The following is a 15014-nucleotide window of genomic DNA, read 5'->3' on the forward strand; positions in this document are numbered from 1 at the left end:
ATCGACACCGAGGATGGCACCGGCCCGGACGCGCGGGCCCGTTCGCTGACGGCCCACAAGATGAATTGCCCGTATCCTGGCAGGCGGTCTATGCCCTGTTCCGACGTTGGCAACGCCCCAGGACCTGGGGTTTCACCTCGAGAATGCTGCAGATATTTCCCGACGCACTGCAAAGCAGGAACTTCACTGGAACGAAGGAGGTCGCTGGTGATCGACTGGACTGGTACCCAGCCCCGCCGGGTGAGCGTCGTCGTGGCGGGTGCGGGAGCCCGTGGTGGCTACGAGGCCGGCGTGCTCTCGGTGCTGGTGCCGCGCCTGCGCAACGCGGGTGTGGACACGGTGCGGTTCGTCGGTACCAGTGCCGGGGCTATCAACGCGACGATCTTCGCTGCCCTGTCGCATCTACCGCCGGACGAGCAGGCCCAGCGGGCGCTGCAAGTGTGGCGCGACATCACCGTCTGCGACGTGTTCCGGTCCCCGGCCATCGGCCTGCCTCGCCTTGTCGGCCGCGCTGCCGGTCAACTGCTGGGGATACCGGGAGTGCAGTTGACCAACCTGCTCGATACTTCTCCCTTGCACCACACGGCCCGCACCACCATCGATTGGAAATCGCTGCGCCTCAATATCACCGAGGGGCGGGCCACGTTGGCAGTGGTCGCGACATCCGGTGCGGACAATCGCACCGTGGTGTTCGTCGACCGCGCCCACACGGCGCCGCTGCCGCCGTCCGACGATGAACGGCCGATCGATTACGTGGCCGCCGAGATCACGGCCGAACATGTGCTCGCCTCGGCGGCGATTCCGGTCGTGTTCCCATCCGTACACGTCAGCGACCCACCACAGTGGGCCGGTTGGTATCTGGACGGCGGAATACGACTCAACGCGCCACTCAAACCTGCGATCGCGCTGGGCACCGATGCGATTGTGGTCGTGGCGACCCACCCTGTAGTCGATTCCATATCCACGGCACCCGCGAACAACCTGCCGCCCGACGTGGACGACGTCATCGTGCGGTTGATGGATGCCGCGCTGGTCGACCGGATGATCGAGGATGTGCGCACGCTGGCCAAGGTCAACGCGTTGGTGGACTCGAGCGTATCCGCCACCACGACCAAGCTGCCGAAAAAAATTATCCCCTTCCTCCCCATCACGCCGCCCACGCGAGCGACCCTGGGTAACCTGGCCGAAGAGGTTTTTGCCGATCGACGCCATTATCAGAGCGGAATCGTGTCGACGCTGCGTCAAACAGAATTACGGATATTGGGCCGCGCGCTGGGCGGCGACGGCCCACGCCGCGGCGACTTGTTCAGCTACCTGTACTTCGACCGCGAATTCATCGAATCGTCGATCGAACTCGGTCAACGTCATGCCGACGCCGCACTTGCCGGCGCACCGGCACACCAGCTGCCATGGTGGATCGGACCACGACAACCGGTATCGACCGCATGAGAGAGCAGCAATTGAACCATCCCAACAATCAGGTCAATTGATCACGCCATCGGATGCTCGCGGGTGGTCCGACTACGAAAATCCATCTCGCTGGGGAATGTGCTCGATGATGCCGACCAGCTTTTCTGCGCGGTTCGTCCTCGCGACAGCGATCTGCCCGAACCTTTCGGACTGCTGGCTTGTCCGATGGTCATGCTGGTGCTGAGTGTGCTGGGTCTGCTACCCGGTTGGATCTGTTCGCTGGCGATGCTGGTGGTGGTCTCCGCGGCCGTGGTCGTACCGGTCGTAGGTAGCTGCACCGAGTCCGAACACCATCTCGACGATCACCATGCAGACCGCGCTGGTCTGCCCCGAAGCCGCTCTCCGACCCGTGACGATTCGAACGGCCATCAGCGCGGGATGGGGCGAAATGCCAACCAGCGCGAAGAGCTGGGCAGAAATGCCAGGATCACCACGCCACGTTCATCGCAGCCCCTACCACCCCGAAAGCGGTCGGCACGATGTTCACCGATCCGGCGCCGGTGGTGGCGCTGTCCAGCATGGCATTCACCACGAGCGACAGAACCAACGTGCCGATGCCGCCCACACCGATCAGTATGCGCCCGATCCTCCGGCGAGCGAGCAGAAGTATCCCTCCGATCAGCAGCAGGAGCGCGAACAGCGCAGCCACCGCGAGCAGCAACTCGATCCTGCGCCAATCCCCGCTCGGATCGAGATGGGGATCGGCTTCGATCAACGGGATCGCAAGCAACCTGAAAAGGCCCCGGACTCCACCAGGGAACGCGAGGACGGCTGCGATGATCGCGGTTGCCGCCGAAGGCCGGACCATCACCGCCGGTGTCCGTGGCCGCGACGGCGTGAACGCAGGATTCCACTGCCGGGCTACGCCGTATGGGTGGGTCGGCGCGGCGGTGAAACCGGGTGCGTGGATCGGCACGCCGGGAAGCGGCGCAGCCGGCCGGAACGCCCGGATGCGCCGGATCTCCTGTGTGGTGCGGAAGTAGGTGCGCGAGGCCGACTGGGCGAACAGCACGAGTGTCGCCGTCGTCAACAACAGAGTCGCTGCGGCGATCACTCGGCCCATAGTCTCGAACCAGCCGACGGAGCTGTATTCCCCAGCGCTTAGGAGCGCGAGGTCGAAAACGACCGCTGGGATGCTGATTGCCCACGGCAATACCTGGACCGAAGGCCTACCGAGGCCGCTCGACAGCGCAAGCCATACACCGAGAGCTGCGAATGCGATCGCTATGAGAACGAAGGCGATCAAACCGGAGGTGGCGGCACGACCGGCCGCAACGTCGCCTGCTCGTTCGCTGTGGAAGGCACTCGCCTCGTGTAGGGCGAACAGTGCGCCGATCGCGGCAACGAGCGCACCCGCGGCTACCTCTGCGTAGAGATAGCCAGCCACCCAGACCGAACCCGGAGCCCGCGGCGGCCGCCGAACACCGAGGGTGGTCATGAGCCGGGCCCTCGTGAGGCGATACTTGCCCGGCGACGCCACACCAGTAATCCACCCGCGACGACCCAAGCGAAAACAGGTAGTGCCACAGTCGGATAGGACAATGGGTTCGATGTAGCCGGGGTTGGTGCGGTGAGTGCGGCGGCCAGTGGTTGGGAGGTGGCCAGACCGCCCAGCCAGACCTCGCTGCCGTCGCCGACAGGGCCGTACAGTGCGTTTTCCGCGAACGCGGCCGGCGACAGCACTGCGAACGACCCAGGAGCGCGGCCGCACCCGCGCACCCCGACCCAGTTCGCGGGAGTGCGCCGTGCTCACCGTATCCAATGCGGCAGAACATTCACCAGTACCTGTACCGGCAGTGCGCAGAATCGACCTGGCACAGAGGCGGTTCCTACCCGACCCGTTGGGTATCACCACGGACACCGCTCCCGCTAAGGTTCTGGCGAATGCTCGTGCGCCGTTTCCGCGCTCGGCCCGGTAAGCGTCCAACTCGCCAGCAGGTCAAACGCCCGACGCGACGCCGATTCCGCTTCGGCGGTGTAGACGAACAGGGTCGTATCGGCGTCTCCGGGCAAGGTGAGTGTTTCGAACTCGACGGTCAGTTCGCCGACGAGGGGGTGGCGTAGCCGTTTGGAGCCGTGGGTGCGTTGATGCACCCGACACTGCTCCCACCACTGATCGAACGCGGAACTCTTCTCGCGCAATCCTGGTCCGGAGCCGACATCAGCGCTCGGAATGCTCTGGGGTGTTCAGGGCATTCGGCCTGTGGAAACCGGAGTAGTTGTCGAGCACGAAACCGGCAGGGACAGGGAACTCGACCGGCTTCGGCTGCCCGCGGGCAACGGTAACCCGTCCTCCTCGCCATATCTCTTGGCTCGCAACTGATTCAGCGCATCACCGATTTCCGCATGCACGTTCGCCACAGCGACGCGGAACACTCGGCCGTGAACACCGTCGCCGGCATGGTCACGACAAACGGCGCATATGTTTGGTGGAGCAAATCCAGCATCGGGGTCTTGAACGCCCGAAGAGCCTCTGATACGCACCCTCTACGCCTCGAATACTCATCGGCGCCAGAGTACGTCGAGTGCCCAACACACAAGCCGGAAGGACTTCCCCCAGAAGCGATCCAGGGATACTGAACGCTTGTCCGTCCAGGACTCGCACCTGCTGCCTGGTTACACTGCCTTCGGTCTCACCACAACCGAGACGATAGACCTGATCACCCCTATTGTCTGCGGTGACCACGGGACTGCTGCATGATGAGGTGACAGGTTGGCCTGCCCCACCTCTCGGGTTCCGGTCGCGGTGGCCAACCGGCAGCGGTAGAAGGTGTTTTCTCGGAGAGTAGCCCGTATTCGATGGGGGTGCGGTAGCCGAGGGTGGAGTGGTGGCGTCGGCGGTTGTAGAAGATCTCGGTGTAGTCGAAGATCGCGTTCGCGAGCTCGAGGCGGGTCTTCCATTTCCTGCGGTCGAGCAGTAAGGTGACCGGGTGGATGCCGAGCTCGACCGCGGTTTGTTCGGCGGGTTTACCAGCCCGGACCACAGCGATCGCTCGGGTGCGGAACTCGGTGGGATAGGCGCGTGGCACGTGGATCAGCCTTTCGGGAAGGCTGTCGGTTAGCAACCCGAGCTGGAACCCAACCGGTGGGGCAGGTCACTTGCCAGTGACGTAGAAGCGGGTGACGGGTGTGGTGTTCTTGCGAGGCCGGACGGCGATTTCTTCTTCACCATGCAGGATTCACAGGTAGGTGTTCTCGACGACGACGGTACGGCAGTGCTGCTGCTCCCGCTCGTCTACGCCTACCGCCACGGTCCGGTGAGCTGACTGCGCTGTCAGCGCAGCCGGGCCGCGAGACCGTCGAGAACGACGCCGAGCTGCCGTTCGAACCGCCGGTCGCCGTCGTCGCGGAGATGCCCGGCGGCCTTGCCCGGTTCGGCGCCCTCGCCGAGCCACGTGTCGCATTCGGCGAGGGCGCCGAACCGGTCGTCAACGACCCCGAATTCGGGGCGGCCCGCCCCCGGAAACGCATCCCGTCGGCGAACGTGGAGATATACCCGAATATCGGGCACGACCTCCTGTGGGCGAACCCGGAGGAGGTCATCCCTCGTTTTCTCACCTTCGCCGACAACTACGACCAGATATGGAATTGAACGAAGCGCTACAAGGATCGGCCGGGCTGTCGATACATGTTGTTCGGTGCGCAACCAATTGCTTCGGCGGCCTGGTCCTTCGAGGGCACAGGGTTGCCTCGACGCACGAGGACCCGCAGTGCGCACCAGTGGGGTGTCTCGTCAACGATCGTTCGCGGACACAGCTGCAAGTGCCGCCGCGCTGGTTCTAGCAAGCTCGCGATCGTCCTCAGGAGTATCGGATTGTTGTCTGGTGGCGCTCAGTTCGATGCCGAGCGGGTTGGGTTGGTGTCTGTGGTGTTTGTCCCCAGCACGCGATCGAGCAGATGGTCGATGAGTTCAAGCGCGGATTGTGGCGCGATGTAGTTCTGGAGTATGGCCTGGGCCAGTCCGCCGATCGCCATGGTGATGAGTTCGGCGTCGCGTTCGAGGGCACTCGGGCCTGATGGGTCGGAGCGCCGGGTACGCCGGAGTTGGTCGGTGACAATCGCGGTGAGGGCTTGTGGCGCGGTGAAGGTTTCTTCGGCGGTGATGCCTCGGCCGGCGATCGCCGCGGTCGCGAACGCTCCGAGTGCGATGACTTCTTCCCGGCGCTGCTCGTCCAAGGGCAGCAGTTCGGTCAGGACCGCGCGGATCGCCTCTCGGGGTGTGGCGTCCGGCCCCAGTGCGGTCCACCGATGGAGGAATCGGGCACCGGCGTCTTGCATGACCGATCGGTGGGTCGCCAACAGGAACTCGTCCTTGGTTCCGAAGTAGTACTGCACCAGCCGTATCGAGATCCCGGCCTCGGCGGCGACTGATTGGAAGGTCACCGCTTCCAGGCCGCCACTGACGATGACTCGGCGCACAGCATCGGTGATCTGGCGGCGCCGCACTTCATGGTCGACCAATCGTGGCACGGGAACCTCGCCTTCCTCGTCGTGTCGAGCGTTCTCAGCTAGATGGTATGTCCATACCGCATAAATGGTACGTTCATATTGTCAAGATGATACGCTCATACCATCAAACGGATGAGAGGGACGTAGAATGCCAAGGATCGGGAGATTCACCAGCGAGGAAGCGAAAGCGAGCTTCCTGCGCGCCTATGATGCGGTCGCCGCGAAATGGCCGGTGCCTTCGAGTCAGATCGACGTCGAGACGTCGTTCGGGACGACCCGAGTACGCAGATCAGGAAACGGCACGGGTGTGCCGATCGTACTGCTGCCAGGTATCGGGGGAAACGGTCAGGTGTGGTGGCGGTTCATCGCAGAGCTGTCCCGCGATCGCGTCGTCTGCACACCCGACGTCATCGGTTGGGCAGGGCGCTGCAAACAAACTGCCCCCGTGTGCGACACCGCAGACATCGCGACGTGGATGGCCGAGACGCTCGATGGACTCGGTGTCGATCGTGTCCATCTGGCCGGAAACTCCCTCGGGGCGTGGCTGGCGAGTGCCATCGCGGTACATCGCAGCGATCGACTGGCAAGTCTGACCATGCTCGAGCCGAGCGCGTCGACCTTCGCCAAACCGCGCTCGAGCCTGCTGTTCAAATTCCTGGTGGCCGGGATGCGGCCTACGCCCGAGCGGATGCGGAAGTTCAACAATTGGCTGATGCCCGGCTTCGAACTCGACGCCGAAGAATTCGCTCTGGTGCTGGCCACGACCAAATTCCGGCCTGGCATGCCGTGGGACCGACCGTTCACCGACGAGCAACTGGCACTCATCACCGCCCCGACTCTCGTGCTCTTCGGCGCCGAAACGGTAGTGAACGACGTCGAACACGCGGGAGATCGCGCCCGCCAACACATCCGGTTGGCCGAGGTCGAGATCTACCCCGGCGTCGGACACGACCTGCTGTGGGCCAACCCCGAACAGATCATTCCCCGCTACCTCGCCTTCGCCGACAGCCACGACCAGATCCGCGCCTGAACCACACCCACCCGGGGACCAACCGGCCTCGCCACTTACGACGCCTGACAGTGCGAGAACACCGCCACTCACCGCCGCGAGCCATACTGGGCGTTCCTGTGTCGGAGCCTGTTTCGGTCCGGATGTTCAAGAATGTTTATTGGATGGACAGGTGAGATCCGGCCGGTCCGGCTGTTCGGCCGCGGGCGGCTGGGGCACGGAGGGTCGAGGAGCATCGCTGAGAAATCCGGCGCTTAGCGGTTACCTGCACATAGCAGGCCGTTATCTGAGGCAATTCGGGGCTGGTCCTGCGACTGAGGTTCGTGTATGTCGACGCATTCGCCACTGGCCGGCAGGGGAGTGCTGGGGCCGGCAAGAACCTGGGGTCAGCTGGGGGCTGTGTACCGGGCTGCGGGCGCGGCGAGCCCGGCGAAGATGATCGACAGGACGCGCTGTTGCCGGTGCGGGTCCCATCCGCCCCGCACCGCGCCTCGAGTGGCACTGGTCAGCAATGCGATAACGTCGTCGTCGGTGATGTCGTCGCGCACGGTTCCGGCGGCTTGTGCCTGCGCCAGCAATCTCGCCAGAGTGTCAGCGAACCCCGTGATCGCGGTGTCGACCGGGACGGCAGTTCCTATGCCGGCGAGGAGTTCCACGATCGTCTTCTTCTCGGCTGCCCCGGCGACGAGCTGGGAGAAGAACGCGAACAACGCCGTGGCGGGATCACCGTCGTGGGCGAGTCGGGCCGCCTCGTCCTCCAGCCGCTGCCGCAGGTCTTTGATGATCGCGGCGAGTAGTTCCTGCTTGGTGGGGAAGTGCCGGAACACCGTGCCGACCGAGACCCCGGCGCGCCGGGCGATCTCCTCGGTCGACCCGGCCGCACCCTCGTCGCTGAAGACCTGATCGGCCGCGGCGAGGATGCGGGCACGGTTACGTCGCGCGTCGGCCCGGCGTGGTGCGCCGCTACCGGGTTCGTTGGGCACCTGTGGTCCCGACCCTTCCCGTGAACTCTGGACAGCCTGAGCGCCGACTCATATTCTCATGCCAGAAACGGAGTCATTACTCATATTTTAGTGTATTTCATTCGTACCACTTCCGGCAGGTAAGGAGCCACGACCATGACCACCACGAGCCGGCACACTTCGGCCGAGCAACTGTTTCGCCGGTTTCTCGACTACGTGCTGAGCGATCCGGGCGAGTCCGTCGACGAGTATCTGTGGGCGCTCGACGTGGTAATCGAGATGCCGTTCGCCCCGGGCGGGATGCGGCGGATCGAAGGCCGCGGCCGGCTTCTCGCCCTCGCCGAAGAGGGGCGCCGAGCACTGCCGGTGAGTTTCGAGGAGGTCCGCAACGTCGTCGTCCATCAAAGTACCGACCCGGACGTCGTCATCGGCGAGTACGAACTGGCCGGCACTCTCACCACGACAGGTCGGCAGGCCTCGGCCCGGTTCATCAGCGTGCTCACCGCAGGGAAGGGACAGATCGTGCATTGGCGTGAATATCAAGACACCCACGCGATGCTCACCGTGCTGGGCCCGCAGTCGGCGTGATCCCGACAACACCAACGACATTCGGCCTGAAGGATGATGGAGGGGACTGTGGCCTGCAACCCTCACGTCGTCGAATCCCTGCAAGCGTGCAGGTCCCGGCCGGCTGGTGCACCATGCTCGCCGCCCGCGAACTCGCCGGCGCCCGCCTGCTCGCCGGAATCGCCTGGCGGTCCATGGGCATCGTCGCCGCCATCGGCGTCGTCCTGTTCTTCCTCGGCGCGATCACCTCCCACCTCCGCGTCCACGACATGAAGAGTGCCATCGCACCGAGAGTGCTCACCCTTGCCGCCGTCCGCACCCCTCACACTCGGCGTGGCCACGCTCTGACGCCAGGCGAGCGATCGAACCTCGGCCCCACTCCGGATGGTGTTCACAAAAGGGCATTTACATACAACGTAGCGATCGTAAACACCGACTGGTTGTGCCGGCGAATTCCGAGATCGTTCCTGGGCGAATTCCGACGTCGCATGGGGACCGAGTGACGTTGTCGTGACGGCGAAAATTGACATCACTGCGCGTCGGACTTCGGCAGCGCATACCTTTGGTGGCGGGTGTCGAGCTCAACCGGAGTGCCGCTTTTCCGAGTCGTTCCGGCTGTGGCCGTCGGTTCGGCCGTGAAGATAGGTATGCCCGCGCGGCGAGAGAGCGTAACCCACGCCAAGGCTCTGCGTGAGCCCGAGGGCTTTGAGCCTACGGATTCGCCGTTTGAGACGATCGACGCTTTCCACGTGCAGGATCTCGGCCAACCCGGCCGCTCGCAGACCAGGGTGATCGGCGATCACCTCGAGAGTTCGTCTCGTCCATGGCGCGGAGGCGCGACGGTCCGCGGTGGCAAGGTGAGCGTCGATCTCTTCGATATCCGCCCCCGTCATATCACTGTCGCCGGCCAAGGCCCATCGAGGGTCGGGACCTTCGTACGAGACGTGTATATGGAAGAGGGTGTCGGTGGCAGTGCCGCGAAGGCCCGCGCACAACCGCGCGAGCGAGGTCTCCCCGGCAGCTCGTGCGTCCGCGTCGGTAAGCGACTCCGGGTCGACGGTCTCGATCAGGTCGACCCGTACCAGGCCGGCGCGAGTGTGGACCACCGTTCCAGATCGTACCCGTGCGACGGCCCAGCGCCGGAAAACGACTCGCACCTCTCCGGCCGCGATGGCGCCGCAGATGCGATCTGTGAAGATCATCTGTCCGGATTCCGCGTGCTGCCGGCGAACTCGGCCACCGAAATCGCAGGCCGCCCGAGAACCCCGGGTACATCGAAGGTCACCGCCGAGGCATGCCCGGCGGCGATGAACGACATCAGCTCATCCACCACCTCGACATATCGCGGATGGGAGCCGAGTTCGACGAGTTGGCGACGGAATTCACCGGCGGTGGTCGGTTCGAACCTTCGGGGCGCCTCCACAACGTGCGCGGTCTGCGCAACCAACTGAGCAAACGTCAGCGACTCCGGTCCGGTGAGGTCGAAAGCCGCGCGGTCCGTACACCTTTCCACAGCGGTCAGGGCCACCTCGGCGATATCACGCGCATCGATGAACGAAACGCGCGCTTCACCGACCGGTAAACGCAGACAGCCGTCACCGTGTCGTGCCAGCTCGCCCAACAACCCGTCGACAAGATTTGATAGAACCAGTTCGGACGAAGAATCGTCCACGCCATACCGCTTCGGGTGACCGCCAGTTCGACGGCGCGCTGTTCGACTTTCTCCGGCGCATACTGCATCCCGAGGGCCGTCATGAGCACAACCTACGCGACGCCTGCCTCCTGCGCACGCCCTACGAACTTGCACACCCTTCGGCCGAAGCCCGTCACATCGCGGCGTCCGTCGTCGCCTCCGGGAACCACTAGAAAAATCGCAGACACATCCGCGAGCGCATCGTCCCAAGTCGTCGGATCCTGCCAGTCCAGCGGGATCCGGCTGCTCCGTGAGCCGGCTCGTACCATCATTCCGCGTCGGCGAGCTCCCGCGAGAACATGCCGCCCGACTTTCCCGGTGGCCCCGGTCACCAACAAGGTCACGACCGCACCCCCAACAGGTAGGACAGCTGGTCCAACATCACCGCACGCACCTCGGCCGGCTCCGGCCGAGGAAGTGACAGCACGGACGGAAACAGCACCCCGTCCAACGCCGCTATCAATGTGTCGACGACAGCGTCGGGATTCCGACGAGGCGTGAAACTCCCTCGCTCACACCCCAACTGCACCGCATCGACAAACGGCTGTCGATACCTTTGCTGCAAACCGACACTGTGCGAACGTAACTCGTCGTCGTGGGCTGCGGCGTACCAGAACTCCATCAGCATCCGCCACACCGGTACCGGTGTGCCCAAACCACGGTCGACCAGCGCCTCCAGCCTCGCCCACGGATCCGTTTCCGCCGCCGCCAGCTCGTTCATCACGGACACTTCCGCATCCGTCGACCGCTGCAACGCCTCGACGAGCATGTCCACTCGCGAACCGAAGTGTCCCTGCAACGTGCTCACCGCAACCCCGGCCCGCTGAGCCACGTCCTGAAACCGAGTCCTGTCGACCCCACGCTCGACCAACACTTCCACCACGACCGCGAGCAACTCGGCTCGCCGACCGCCCCCCGCTCGCCTACGTCTCAGCAAATCAACCATGACCATACCGTATCAAGATACGGTATGGTCATAAGGGAGTAGTGGAGCGCGGTCATTACGGCGAGTAGCACCTTCGCTCGGCACCGATGATCGACGATCAATCGAAAACACACGTCATGGACGTGGCCGGCCAACCGTTCCGAACACTGTCGGATCAATCGAACGATGCGCAACCGTTTCACAGGACTCCGGAAACCGGCCGGCAGCAATAATCTTCCTCCCTCAGCTCAGCTGTATCATTCACGCCGCATCGACCGGACACCTGGTCGTGCCGATACTCCTCAGACATAAGAGCCACGCCCGCAACCCTGTACGCCGCCACACCGCGATCGCACCGCCGTGCGATCGCGCCGGCGACCACCGCTTCCCGCCTTTCTCGGCGAAACCCCTACACCGCAGGCCCAAGCTCTACACTTACCGGTCGGTGACGGCGTGGCCCGAGCCCCTCCTCGAATACCCCAGCACAGCGCACCCCATCCTCCGATGTGGGTGGTGGTGGGTGGTGAGCGCACTGGCGACGTGCGCGCTACCGGGTTTCAGGGCACGGGGTAGCCGCTGGTCTGCCCAGCTTTTCCACTGTTTATTCCCGGTCGTAGGGGTCGGCCGGCTGAGGCTCGATGGAGCGAAGGCAGTAGCGGTGGCGAGCCACGCAGCGCTCGACGGCCTTGCCCATGTTCTCCCCAGAGGTGAAACCTGCCCGCGACCTGCATCGCGCCGGGGCGCCGATACGGGTTCCTTCCACATAGGATTCGGAGTGGTCTCGACATACCACCTCCACCCCGGGGTGCGCGGCCGGCCAATTCGCCAAGGTTGAGCGTCTCTGCCCGGCAACAACTCCAGCGGCGCACCGGTCTCGCAGACGATCAGGCGCGGTGCCGTAGTTCTGACCGCGCCGCAACGCGAAGTCGTCCACCCCCAACACCCGTGGTGTCTCCGTCGCGGGATCCGGCAACGCCTCGAGCAGCCGCAGCAGAGTAGACCGGCTCGCCAACACATGCAGCGCAGTGGCCAGCCGCGCACCGGCCTGCCCGGCCGGCGCGATCGCGATACCCTCCAACATCGCCCGCAGCAGCGGCGTTCGCTGCCCGTGCCGCACAGTCACCCCCTCGACCTGCTCCACGAAAGTCCTGACCCCGCAGGGCGGGGTATCGCAGAACCACCGCCGCACCCGCAGACGGACCACCAACCGCCGGCGCGTCGGCCAGGCGGCGCTCGTACCGGCTGTGCACCCTGGTCGCGTCATACCCGCAGTACACGCAGGCAACAGTCGCCGCCGGCGCGGACGCCCGGATGCACACCACGCCGCTGACCTCGGCACCTTCCTCGATCGCCACCACGGCCAGATGCGGCAACGGCAACCGCACACCATGCTCAACACACAGCCGGACATGATCGCAAGACCCCAGCCACCTATCGCTGTAGGATCTCAAAACTCGTGGCGGAGTCTCAGAATGATTGACGGTGCCGTGGCGGATCCGCCACGGTTTTGAGATTCCGTTCCCTCTGTGGGCTGACCGGTGGATGATCTTCGCCGGTAGGCTTCCGTAGCGGCAGGTTCGAGTTGGCGAGTGTGAGTGCGCCGAGGGCTCGGTGGTCGGTCGGCGTCGATGCTGTCGAGGTTGCTTTTCGGCGTGCTGACGGCTCCGATGGGTGCAGCCGCTGGAGGCTGTGAGGGCTGAGGTGTTGGGCGGGGCGGCTCCGTGGGGGAGATTCCGCTGGCATCACAGCCGGAAGCACTATTCGGGGTCGTATGGCGATCGGTGTGGTCCTGAGCACGCTGGCGCCGGAATCTGATCTCCGGTGGCGGACGCTAGTGGCCGGCGACTCGGCTCAAGGATCGACGACCATACCCGCGTGCTGGTCGGTGCCTTATGCGCCTGGGCGCTCGTGCGCGAAGAGGGGAGCGACGAACCGCTGGACCATCCGCCGTTCCATCGCCGCATCGGGCAACGGCCAGGCCAGCAGGGATAGCACTACACGCACGATCCATTGCGCCGCTTCGTGATCTGGTGTGATGCGCGTCAGCGATACCGCGATGCGGCCGAGGTCCGGCGCCGCGGCGAGGAATTCTTCAGCGTTGCTCGACCCGGCCCCGGTAACCCATTGCGACAGCATCAGATCGGTTCGAATGGCCGTGACGGACGCGAGGATCGCCTCGACCGCGCGGCGGGATCCACGATGACCTTCCACCTCGGCGGCCACCCGTGCCGCTACGGCTTCAGCGGCCCCCATGACCACCATCCGCACCAGCGCCGTCTTGCCGCCCACATGGCGGTAGAGCGTCGCTCTCGAACACCCGGCCCGCGCGGCCACGTCATCCACGCTGAGCCCGTCGATCCCGTGGGCGAGGATAAGTTCGGTGGCCGCGGCCCCGATCCGATCGCGCGCCACGGACCGGCGGTCACCGCCCGCCAGCCAATCCACCCGCTGGTTCCCCATTGCACCGGCCCTCCGCACTCCCAGGTCATCAATCATCTCATCATGAGACAAATTACATGATCAGTCTCGTACAGAAGAGGATCCGCCAGTGATGTGACCAGCAGAGAAAGCCTCAGAACGAGCGGGCGCGCCGGCCTCCGCCCGGATCGTGACTCGGGTTCGATTCTTACAGTGAGACGTGGCTTGACGATGGTCGCATATGTCGAGCACCGTACCGGCCACACCAGTTTCCGGACACGGGAGTACACGATGACAATGAGGTCACCCAGCGAGATCGACGTTTTCGATACCGCTAATCTTCACAATCCCTATCCGATGTATCGCGCCCTGCGCGAGCGAGCTCCCGTGCACCGCATCCCGGGTACGGATTTTTATCTCGTCTCCTCGTGGGAGGCGGTTACCGACGCGGTGGCACGCACCAGCGAATTCTCCTCGCATCTGACGGGCGTGCTGGTGCAGCAATCGGCCGGGCCGCCGCTCACATTCGACATGGACGGCGGCGGACAGGCCGTGCACGTGCTGGCCACCGCCAACGCAAACATCCACACACTGCACCGCAAACTGGTGGGCCCGGCGCTCGCCAAGCGCATCCGCACCCTGGGACCGACGGTGCACGAGCTGGTGGCCCGCCTGTGGTCCGAGGAACTGCACGGGAACCGGATCGACTGGGCCTCCGGTATGGCCGACCGGCTGCCGCTGGCTCTGGTCGCCGATGTCATCGGTCTCCCCGCCGCCGACGTTCCGCGCCTGCTCGCATGGGCCTACGACAGCACCGAAATGCTCGGCGGCGTCGTGCCCGCGGACCGGCTCCCACGCCTCGTGGCCTCCGCGGCGGAGCTGGCCGCCTACCTGCACGAGCGGTTCACCGAGGCCAAAGCCGCAGCCATCCAGCCGCGTTCGGACACCTTGCTGACCGTCCTGGTCCGGGCGTGCGATGCCGGGGAGCTCACCGACGACGTGGCGGTGCTCATCTTGGTCCAACTCGTCGGCGCCGGCGGTGAATCCACCGCCGGCCTGATCGCCAATGCCGCGCGCCTCCTCGCCACCACACCCGAGCTGCAACAGTCGCTGCGAGACCATCCGACACTGCTCGGCGCATTCCTCGACGAGGCACTCCGATTGGAATCACCGTTCCGCAGCCACCACCGCCACGTCGTGTCCGATACCACCCTCGCCGGAGTCGATCTCCCGGCAGGCGCGCACCTGCTGCTGCTGTGGGGAGCCGCGAACCGGGATCCTGCCATCTACCCCGACCCCGACGAGGTTCAGCTCGAAAGGCCCTACGGGCGAGCGCATCTGGCATTCGGCAAGGGAGTCCACTTCTGTGTGGGCTCGGCCCTGGCGAAACTCGAGGCCATCGCCGCCCTCACCAGGCTCCTCGAGCGCAGCACCCGATTCGACCTCGCCGACGACTCCCCACCCCAATGGGTGCCGAGCCTGTTCGTGCGCCGCCACCACACCCTGCCCCTGCACATCCAC

At 64.9% G+C, this 15014-nt stretch carries 15 protein-coding genes and 1 pseudogene; 6 read left to right on the plus strand and 10 right to left on the minus strand.

Annotated elements, in window-relative coordinates:
- The first annotated feature begins 207 nt into the window (after nucleotides 1-207).
- Entirely contained in the window at nucleotides 208-1449 is a 1242-nt protein-coding gene (locus tag ON20_RS30315) for a patatin-like phospholipase family protein (RefSeq protein WP_157229129.1), read from the plus strand.
- A 448-nt stretch (nucleotides 1450-1897) separates the two neighbouring features.
- On the opposite strand, the gene ON20_RS37080 is transcribed toward ON20_RS30315, so the two are convergent.
- The 3 genes and pseudogenes from ON20_RS37080 to ON20_RS37085 form a co-directional block, all read right to left on the minus strand.
- Nucleotides 1898-2623 (minus strand): hypothetical protein, encoded by a 726-nt coding sequence (locus ON20_RS37080; protein WP_218002701.1) that lies wholly within the window; start codon nucleotides 2621-2623, stop codon nucleotides 1898-1900.
- Nucleotides 2624-3339: 716 nt separating this feature from the next.
- Entirely contained in the window at nucleotides 3340-3612 is a 273-nt protein-coding gene (locus tag ON20_RS30325) for an MmyB family transcriptional regulator (RefSeq protein ID WP_245547574.1), read from the minus strand.
- 611 nt (nucleotides 3613-4223) lie between these two features.
- Nucleotides 4224-4388: pseudogene (locus tag ON20_RS37085) on the minus strand (IS3 family transposase); the annotation flags it as partial.
- Nucleotides 4389-4822: 434 nt separating this feature from the next.
- Between ON20_RS37085 and ON20_RS37535 the strand changes: the two are divergent.
- Nucleotides 4823-5062 (plus strand): hypothetical protein, encoded by a 240-nt coding sequence (locus ON20_RS37535; RefSeq protein WP_040841432.1) that lies wholly within the window; start codon nucleotides 4823-4825, stop codon nucleotides 5060-5062.
- A gap of 239 nt (nucleotides 5063-5301) precedes the next feature.
- Here ON20_RS37535 and ON20_RS30340 read toward each other — a convergent pair whose 3' ends face one another.
- Nucleotides 5302-5940, minus strand: coding sequence for a TetR/AcrR family transcriptional regulator (locus ON20_RS30340; RefSeq protein WP_051163647.1), 639 nt, complete (start codon nucleotides 5938-5940; stop codon nucleotides 5302-5304).
- A 127-nt stretch (nucleotides 5941-6067) separates the two neighbouring features.
- Between ON20_RS30340 and ON20_RS30345 the strand changes: the two genes are divergently transcribed.
- Nucleotides 6068-6949 (plus strand): alpha/beta fold hydrolase, encoded by an 882-nt coding sequence (locus ON20_RS30345; protein ID WP_040841433.1) that lies wholly within the window; start codon nucleotides 6068-6070, stop codon nucleotides 6947-6949.
- 365 nt (nucleotides 6950-7314) lie between these two features.
- Here ON20_RS30345 and ON20_RS30350 read toward each other — a convergent pair whose 3' ends face one another.
- On the minus strand, nucleotides 7315-7911 hold the full coding sequence (locus ON20_RS30350) for a TetR/AcrR family transcriptional regulator (RefSeq protein WP_040841435.1): 597 nt from the start codon (nucleotides 7909-7911) through the stop codon (nucleotides 7315-7317).
- Nucleotides 7912-8046: 135 nt separating this feature from the next.
- Here ON20_RS30350 and ON20_RS30355 point away from each other — a divergent pair, with 135 nt between their 5' ends.
- Together ON20_RS30355 and ON20_RS30360 are read left to right on the plus strand one after the other, a co-directional pair.
- On the plus strand, nucleotides 8047-8478 hold the full coding sequence (locus tag ON20_RS30355) for a nuclear transport factor 2 family protein (RefSeq protein ID WP_040841436.1): 432 nt from the start codon (nucleotides 8047-8049) through the stop codon (nucleotides 8476-8478).
- Between the two features lie 86 nt (nucleotides 8479-8564).
- On the plus strand, nucleotides 8565-8960 hold the full coding sequence (locus ON20_RS30360; protein WP_040841437.1) for a DoxX family protein: 396 nt from the start codon (nucleotides 8565-8567) through the stop codon (nucleotides 8958-8960).
- A 78-nt stretch (nucleotides 8961-9038) separates the two neighbouring features.
- Here ON20_RS30360 and ON20_RS30365 read toward each other — a convergent pair whose 3' ends face one another.
- The 5 genes from ON20_RS30365 to ON20_RS30385 form a co-directional block, all read right to left on the minus strand.
- The gene (locus ON20_RS30365; RefSeq protein WP_051163648.1) at nucleotides 9039-9659 is read right to left on the minus strand and encodes a hypothetical protein; all 621 of its coding nucleotides are present in this window, start codon (nucleotides 9657-9659) and stop codon (nucleotides 9039-9041) included.
- Nucleotides 9656-10129: a Rossmann-fold NAD(P)-binding domain-containing protein gene (locus tag ON20_RS33715; protein WP_051163649.1), complete on the minus strand. Its 474-nt coding sequence runs from the start codon at nucleotides 10127-10129 to the stop codon at nucleotides 9656-9658. Before ON20_RS33715 ends, ON20_RS30365 begins: the two co-directional genes overlap by 4 nt.
- 361 nt (nucleotides 10130-10490) lie before the next feature.
- On the minus strand, nucleotides 10491-11096 hold the full coding sequence (locus ON20_RS30375; RefSeq protein ID WP_245547575.1) for a TetR/AcrR family transcriptional regulator: 606 nt from the start codon (nucleotides 11094-11096) through the stop codon (nucleotides 10491-10493).
- Nucleotides 11097-11676: 580 nt separating this feature from the next.
- A complete protein-coding gene (locus ON20_RS30380; protein ID WP_218002702.1) occupies nucleotides 11677-12339 on the minus strand; it encodes a hypothetical protein in 663 nt (220 codons plus the stop codon).
- Between the two features lie 626 nt (nucleotides 12340-12965).
- A complete protein-coding gene (locus ON20_RS30385; RefSeq protein WP_245547576.1) occupies nucleotides 12966-13571 on the minus strand; it encodes a TetR/AcrR family transcriptional regulator in 606 nt (201 codons plus the stop codon).
- Between the two features lie 213 nt (nucleotides 13572-13784).
- Here ON20_RS30385 and ON20_RS30390 point away from each other — a divergent pair.
- On the plus strand, nucleotides 13785-15014 hold a 1230-nt coding region (locus ON20_RS30390), incomplete at its 3' end, for a cytochrome P450 (RefSeq protein WP_040841466.1).

This window comes from Nocardia brevicatena NBRC 12119 (assembly GCF_000308495.1).
GTDB classification, from domain to species: Bacteria; Actinomycetota; Actinomycetes; order Mycobacteriales; family Mycobacteriaceae; genus Nocardia; species Nocardia brevicatena.

Bases quoted from the DNA above. Each gene is read 5' to 3' on its own strand.
- ON20_RS30375 (WP_245547575.1), bottom strand. From the start codon at position 11,096: ATGGTTGATTTGCTGAGACGTAGGCGAGCGGGGGGCGGTCGGCGAGCC.
- ON20_RS30345 (WP_040841433.1), top strand. From the start codon at position 6,068: ATGCCAAGGATCGGGAGATTCACCAGCGAGGAAGCGAAAGCGAGCTTC.
- ON20_RS30380 (WP_218002702.1), bottom strand. From the start codon at position 12,339: ATGACGCGACCAGGGTGCACAGCCGGTACGAGCGCCGCCTGGCCGACG.
- ON20_RS37535 (WP_040841432.1), top strand. From the start codon at position 4,823: ATGCCCGGCGGCCTTGCCCGGTTCGGCGCCCTCGCCGAGCCACGTGTC.
- ON20_RS30365 (WP_051163648.1), bottom strand. From the start codon at position 9,659: ATGATCTTCACAGATCGCATCTGCGGCGCCATCGCGGCCGGAGAGGTG.
- ON20_RS30355 (WP_040841436.1), top strand. From the start codon at position 8,047: ATGACCACCACGAGCCGGCACACTTCGGCCGAGCAACTGTTTCGCCGG.
- ON20_RS30385 (WP_245547576.1), bottom strand. From the start codon at position 13,571: ATGATTGATGACCTGGGAGTGCGGAGGGCCGGTGCAATGGGGAACCAG.